The 5990-nt window shown below is 65.1% G+C and carries 6 protein-coding genes and 1 pseudogene; 3 read left to right on the forward strand and 4 right to left on the reverse strand.

Going from position 1 to position 5990, the window contains the following annotated elements; genetic code table 11:
• Positions 1-98: 98 nt before the first annotated feature.
• Positions 99-197 (reverse strand): annotated as a pseudogene (locus HDC31_RS20540) (IS5/IS1182 family transposase); the annotation flags it as partial.
• A 167-nt stretch (positions 198-364) separates the two neighbouring features.
• Here HDC31_RS20540 and HDC31_RS19890 point away from each other — a divergent pair.
• Complete coding sequence (locus HDC31_RS19890) at positions 365-1363, forward strand: IS481 family transposase (protein WP_179516460.1); 999 nt, start codon at positions 365-367, stop codon at positions 1361-1363.
• A 161-nt stretch (positions 1364-1524) separates the two neighbouring features.
• Here HDC31_RS19890 and HDC31_RS19895 read toward each other — a convergent pair whose 3' ends face one another.
• A complete protein-coding gene (locus HDC31_RS19895) occupies positions 1525-2904 on the reverse strand; it encodes an FAD-dependent oxidoreductase (RefSeq protein ID WP_113680451.1) in 1380 nt (459 codons plus the stop codon).
• Positions 2905-2916: 12 nt separating this feature from the next.
• Entirely contained in the window at positions 2917-3675 is a 759-nt protein-coding gene (locus HDC31_RS19900) for an MIP/aquaporin family protein (RefSeq protein ID WP_113680452.1), read from the reverse strand.
• A gap of 49 nt (positions 3676-3724) precedes the next feature.
• Here HDC31_RS19900 and HDC31_RS19905 point away from each other — a divergent pair, with 49 nt between their 5' ends.
• Together HDC31_RS19905 and HDC31_RS19910 are read left to right on the forward strand one after the other, a co-directional pair.
• Entirely contained in the window at positions 3725-4399 is a 675-nt protein-coding gene (locus HDC31_RS19905) for a helix-turn-helix domain-containing protein (RefSeq protein ID WP_113680453.1), read from the forward strand.
• A gap of 18 nt (positions 4400-4417) precedes the next feature.
• On the forward strand, positions 4418-4825 hold the full coding sequence (locus HDC31_RS19910) for a low molecular weight phosphatase family protein (protein ID WP_113680454.1): 408 nt from the start codon (positions 4418-4420) through the stop codon (positions 4823-4825).
• A gap of 170 nt (positions 4826-4995) precedes the next feature.
• On the opposite strand, the gene HDC31_RS19915 is transcribed toward HDC31_RS19910, so the two are convergent.
• The gene (locus tag HDC31_RS19915; RefSeq protein WP_113680455.1) at positions 4996-5799 is read right to left on the reverse strand and encodes a MerR family transcriptional regulator; all 804 of its coding nucleotides are present in this window, start codon (positions 5797-5799) and stop codon (positions 4996-4998) included.
• Positions 5800-5990 lie beyond the last annotated feature (191 nt).

The raw sequence follows: 5990 nt of genomic DNA on the forward strand, positions 1-5990 counted from the left end.
GGAAAGCATAGAGCATACTTTCCGAGTTGGAAAGCAGGCTCACGTGGGCCAGTTCAGAGCGACATCCCTGGGCCACTTCAGCTTGACATAGCCAGGCTCGCGTCCGAGAACGGCCGCCCCTTGCGCCCGGTTGGGCGCGGCAGCATCTCCTCGATCAACGACCACTGAGCATCCGAGAGCATCTGAAACCGAGACACGATCAGAGTCTCTCAGCGAGCCGCCGATCTATTTCTCAGACACGCCCTAGGTGTGATGTCCAGGGACGTTGTTTCGGCGACACGGCCGTGAAGAGCTGAGAGGTGAGGGCCTCCGGTTGTGAAGTGGAGCTGTTGAGTTCAACCGCTTCAGGAACCAGGAGGCCCTCGTGTCCCACGCTAACGCTGCCCTGACCCCACGCGCCCGGCTTCGACTGGCGCGCCTGATCGTCGAGGATCACTGGCCGCCGCAGGTCGCGGCGAAGATGTTCATGGTCTCGCCCGTGACCGCCCGGAAGTGGGCGGCCAGGCTGCGCCTGGAGGGACCTGCTGGGATGGCTGATCGTTCGAGTCGCCCGCGATCGATGCCGACGAAGACCCCGCTGCCGCAGGTCAAGAAAATCGTGAAAGCGAGGTGGCGGCGGCGTCTCGGCGCGGTTCAGATCGCTGGCGAACTCGGTCTGCCCGCCTCGACCGTCCACGCGGTCCTGGTGCGCTGCCGCATCAACCGGCTCAGCCATATCGACAGGGTCAATGGGGAGCAAATCCGCCGCTACGAGCACGATCATCCCGGATCGCTGATCCACGTCGACGTCACGAAGTTCGGCAACATCCCCGACGGCGGCGGCTGGCGCTTCGTCGGCCGCGTCCAAGGCGAACGCAACCGAGAGGCCACCGCCACCCGCACCAAGAGCAGGAACCATCGTTACGAGCCGAGGCTCGGCACTGCGTTCGTGCACACCGTCATCGACGACCACTCCCGCGTCGCTTACGCCGAGATCTGCTCCGACGAGAAAGCGGACACCGCGATCGGTGTTCTCCGCCGAGCGGTGTCCTGGTTTGCCGACCGCGGTGTCACTGTCGAGCGCGTCCTCTCGGACAACGGCTCGGCCTACAAGTCTCACGCCTGGCGCGATGCCTGCATCGATCTTGGGATCACGGCGAAGAAGACCCGGCCTTACCGTCCACAAACGAATGGGAAGATCGAGCGCTTCCACCGCACCCTCGCCGACGGCTGGGCATACGCGAAGCTCTATCCCTCAGAGACTGAGCGCCGCAAAGCACTCCCGGGCTGGCTGCACTTCTACAATCATCACAGGCACCACTCCGCGATCGGAGCCCCGCCCATCAGCAGAATCGAAAACAACCTGCCTGGACATCACACCTAGGTCTCGCCACCCACACGCACAGTGAGCGAATCAGCCGAAACCCCCGCCGGAACCCGGTTTCGCACCACCTTTTCGGCAGACGCAATCGCGGCCCGCTCGCAACTCAGTCAGAAACGATCAGTTTTGAACGCTTGCGGAAACCTACAAAAGGAGCCGGCCGCTTAGAGCACGGAAGTGAGCGGGCGCGCGTCCCGCTCCCATGCTTGGGTAGCAATCTGTACGGCATCCCACGGCGACCCCAGCGGCGGTGTGTAGGAGAGGTCGAGGTCGCTCATCGCGGCGACGGTCATGCCGTGGTGCAGGGCGGTGGCGTAGGTGTCTATGCGCTTGGAGATTTCAGCCCCGCGGGCGCCGACGAGTTGCGCGCCGAGGAGGCGGCCGTCGCGGGTGTCGCCGGTGACGCGGATGCTGATTGGGGTGGCTCCGGGGTAGTAGCGCTTGTGGTCGTCTGCGATCGCGGTGTAACTGTACGGGCTGTACTTGGTGGCCTCGTGATCGCGGAGGCCCGTGCGGGCGGCCACGACGTCGAACACCTTCACGACCTGAGTGCCGAGACTGCCGGAGAATCGGGTGTTACCGCCAATCGCGTTCTCTCCCGCGACCCGGCCTTGCTTGTGGGAGGTGGTGCCGAGGGGCAGGTAGGTGACGCCGAGGAGGCGGTGGTGGGTGACCACGCCGTCGCCGGCTGCCCAGACGTTTGGGAGCCCGGTGCGCATGTGCTCGTCGACGACGACCGCGCCCCCGGAGCCGGTGGTTGCGCCGGCTCCGGTGAGGAGGCTGGTGTTGGGGCGGACGCCGACGACGACGAGCACGAGGTCTGCACTTTGGGAGAACACGTCGCTGTCCCGGGTGCCGGCGACGGTGAGACGGCCGGCGTTGCGGGTGACGGCTTCGATGCGGGTTCCAGTGAGGACGTTGACGCCGTGGCGGGTGAGCTCGTCGTGAACGAGGGAGCCCAATTCGGGGTCGAGGGTGGAGAGAACTTCGGAGCCGCGCTGGAGTTGGGTGACGTGGAGGCCGCGAACGGTGAGGGCTTCGGCCATTTCGAGGCCGACGTAGCCGGCGCCGACGATGATGGCGGTTTCGGGCTGGTGGTCGTCGAGGTAGCGCTCTAGGGCGAAGGTGTCGCCCATCGAGTGCAAGAGGTGCACGCCGTCATCGGGGCCAAGCTGGTCGAGGCCGGTGATGCCGGCGGTCGACGGGGATGCTCCGGTGCCGACCATCAGGGCGTCGTACGGGATGGTCGATTCGGTGCCGTTCGCGTCGCGCACGGTGAGCTTGCGGCCGGTGACGTCGATGCCGGTGGCGAGAGTGTCCAGGCGGAGGTTCATGCCGGTGGCTTCGAGGTCGGCATGGGTGCGGTGAGCGAGGGATTGCCAGGGCTGCACTTCGCGGGAGAAGTAGTACGGGATGCCGCAGATGGAGAAGTTCGGGTAGGAGTCGGCCACGACGACAGTGACGTCGACGGTGGGATCGAGTTCGCGGGCACGGAGGGCGGTGGAGATTCCGGCGTCGCTTCCGCCGATGGCTACAAGGTGCATGGGGGGTGCCTTTCAGGGCTGAGTTTCGGGTTGCACGGGGACCACAACATCGCCGGCGGTGCGGGCGGCTGTGGGATAGAAGATCAGCAGCAGTGCGAGGCCTAGGGCGGCGCCGACGAGCTGAGCGAGGATGAACGGTGGGACGGCGGCAGGGGCGATACCGGCGAAGGTGTCGGTGAACATGCGGGCTATCGTCACTGCAGGGTTCGCGAATGAGGTGGAGCTGGTGAACCAGTACGCGGCTCCGATGTACGCGCCAACCGCTGCCGCGGTGACCCGCCCGTTTCCGGTGCGGGCGAGCGCGAAGATCAGCAGCACGAGCCCTGCGGTGGCCACGACTTCCCCGACAAGGTGCCCGCCGGTCGCGCGTTGGTTCTCGGAGAACGCGGGTGCGGTGTCAAACATGACGCCGGCAAGGAACGTCCCGGCGACACCGCCCAAGACTTGTGCAGCCACGTATGGGCCGAGGTCGCGCAGCGGGAGCCCAGTCCCGACACTGCGGCCAAGCAGCCAGTCCGCGATCGACACGAGGGGGTTGAAGTGCGCCCCGGACACGGGGCCGAGCATCAGGATCAGCACGGCCAGGCCGAGAGCGGTGGTCAGGCTGTTCTCGAGAAGCTGCAACCCAACGTCGCGCGGCGACAGGCGCTGCGCCGCGATCCCCGACCCGACAACGACGGTGACAAGAAGCCCTGTGCCGACGAACTCGGCGGCAGCCCGCCGCGCGAGGTGGGGCCGGCTAGGAGGCGAGGGAGCGAGCAAAGGTTTCATGTCGGCATCATCTTGACCCGCGGTAGGTAGTTCAGTCAAGATTGAAACAATGAACGTCGACCGAATAGACCTGGTGGCGGCACGTGCAGCACGGCACGCGGCGCTCGGTGACCCGTCGCGCTTGCGGATCGTCGATCTACTCACGCTGGGCGATCTGTCCCCGTCAGAGATCCGCGTCGCGCTCGGGTTGCCGTCGAACCTGGTGACGCACCACCTCAACGTCCTCGAATCGGTGGGAATGGTCGCCCGCTCGCGATCCGAGGCCGACAAACGCCGCAGCTACGTGCACCTGACGGACACAGCACTAGCCGACCTCACCCCCGGCAAAACAGTGCAGGCCGGTCGGGTGGTGTTCGTGTGCACCGCCAACTCGGCGCGATCACAGCTCGCCGCCGCACTGTGGGCGACACGCAGCAGCATCCCCGCGGCCTCGGGCGGAACGCACCCCGCCGCGCATGTCGCTCCTGGCGCGGTCGCAACGGCCGAACGCCACGCGCTCCCACTCTCCGCCGATACGCCGCGAACGCTGGATGACGTTCGCACCGATGAGGATTTCATCATCACGGTCTGCGACAACGCGCATGAAGAACTCGGGGTCACGGGGAACCTGCATTGGTCGATCCCTGACCCAGTGCGAGTCGGCTCCGATGAAGCCTTCGATGCGGCCTACGACGAGCTGGAACGTCGCATCACCGAACTTGCCCCCCGACTCGCCGACCGCTAACCCGACAGAAAAGACCCCATGAGCGCCACCACTCCCACCGTCCTGTTCATCTGCCAGCACAACGCCGGCCGGTCGCAACTCGGCGCAGCCTTGCTCCAACACCTCGCGGGCGACCGGTTCACGGCGGACTCCGCCGGCCTCTCGCCCGCTGATGAGGTGAACCCCGCCGTGGCCGCGACCGTCGCGGAGCTGGGGATGGATATCACCGATCGGGTGCCGCGGGAAGTCACCCCCGGCGACTTGGAGACTGCCGACGTCGTTGTGCTGATGAAGCCCGGCCTAGCGCTGCCAGTAACCCCGCGGGGGGAAGTGTTGGAATGGTCGTTCCCCAACCCGGAGGCGTGGGACGCCGAAGCAGTACGCCCGCTGCGCGAGGCCGTATCCCACAAGATTCAGACCACGCTCCTCGCCCCTGTAGCTACGTAACCAGTACCGAAACTCTGCCCCGAAACCGTCTCCCCCGAAACCGGGTTTCGATACGGCACGCGTTTGCGGCACACCCAGCCAGCGCCGTCGTCGACCGACCCGGAATCGATCGTTTCCGGCAGGTGGGCACGCGCCGAAAACTATGACGGCGTGCCCACCGTAGACGGTATTCAACTGCGACGCACGGGCTGCTGCAACTCGGTCACCCAATCGGATTGGTTTTCCGAGACTGCCCGGACATACAGTTCCCGACATGGTCCCGCGTGGACAAGCCCGCGAGCAAAAATCTCAGCGTGGATCGCCTGCCAGCTCTCGGCGATGTGTGCCATGGAACCGAGATGGATGCCGCAGACGGCTGCTTCGGCAGCGGGCAGGTCAACAAGTTCGATCCCATCGCGGACTGGCCCGTTGTAGGCGTAGCCGGCGATGACTTGCAGACCGTCTTCAATCGTCTCGTACTGTGCGATCGGCGTCGTCAGAGCTCCACACTCATCACCGATGATCTCGGCAACGGCATCGAAGGCGGGGCCCACCACACTTGCGACCGAAGGTTGATCTGCGACGACGACGCGGTGGGCAGCCAGGCGGACAGCGGGTAGCGACTTCTCAACGATCTCTATCTGGGACATGTGGTTCTCCTTCTCGATAAGTTGGAGCCGTCGTTCCACGTCAACGAGTCGGTCAGCGGCGATGCGGTGTTCCTGCTCGACCTCAGCGCGCCGGATGCGCAATAGTGCGGAGATGCGATTTGCATCGACTCCGCGGTCGAGAATCGACGAGATATCGTCGAGACCGAAGCCGAGTTGGCGCAGTGCGACGATCCGATGCAAGCGTTCAAGTTGCGAGGGATCGTAGGAGCGGTAGCCGCTGTACTCGTCCACGTGAGCTGGTACGAGCAGACCAGCGGTATCCCAATGCCTCAGCATCCGATGGGTCACCTGGCCGATCTGCGCGAAGGCTCCGATGGATAACATGTCTCAGTTCTTTCGCCTTCCACAGTGTCAGAGTCAAGTATCACCTCCGAATCCAAGGTCGGATCCCCTACGGAGTGCCACCCGAATCGCGACAGGCTGATGGCGCTCATCGAAATTCCCCAGAGTTGCTCATCGGAATTCCTCAGGTCGCGTGGTCAGGTTAGCGCAGGTTCGTGCCGGTCGTGACGCGG

Origin of the sequence: Microbacterium sp. JAI119 (genome assembly GCF_013410135.1) — a bacterium.
GTDB lineage: Bacteria > Actinomycetota > Actinomycetes > Actinomycetales > Microbacteriaceae > Microbacterium > Microbacterium oxydans.

Excerpts from the sequence above, each read along its gene's own strand:
- HDC31_RS19895 (WP_113680451.1), bottom strand. The coding sequence starts at position 2,904 with ATGCACCTTGTAGCCATCGGCGGAAGCGACGCCGGAATCTCCACCGCC.
- HDC31_RS19900 (WP_113680452.1), bottom strand. The coding sequence starts at position 3,675 with ATGAAACCTTTGCTCGCTCCCTCGCCTCCTAGCCGGCCCCACCTCGCG.
- HDC31_RS19905 (WP_113680453.1), top strand. The coding sequence starts at position 3,725 with ATGAACGTCGACCGAATAGACCTGGTGGCGGCACGTGCAGCACGGCAC.
- HDC31_RS19910 (WP_113680454.1), top strand. The coding sequence starts at position 4,418 with ATGAGCGCCACCACTCCCACCGTCCTGTTCATCTGCCAGCACAACGCC.
- HDC31_RS19915 (WP_113680455.1), bottom strand. The coding sequence starts at position 5,799 with ATGTTATCCATCGGAGCCTTCGCGCAGATCGGCCAGGTGACCCATCGG.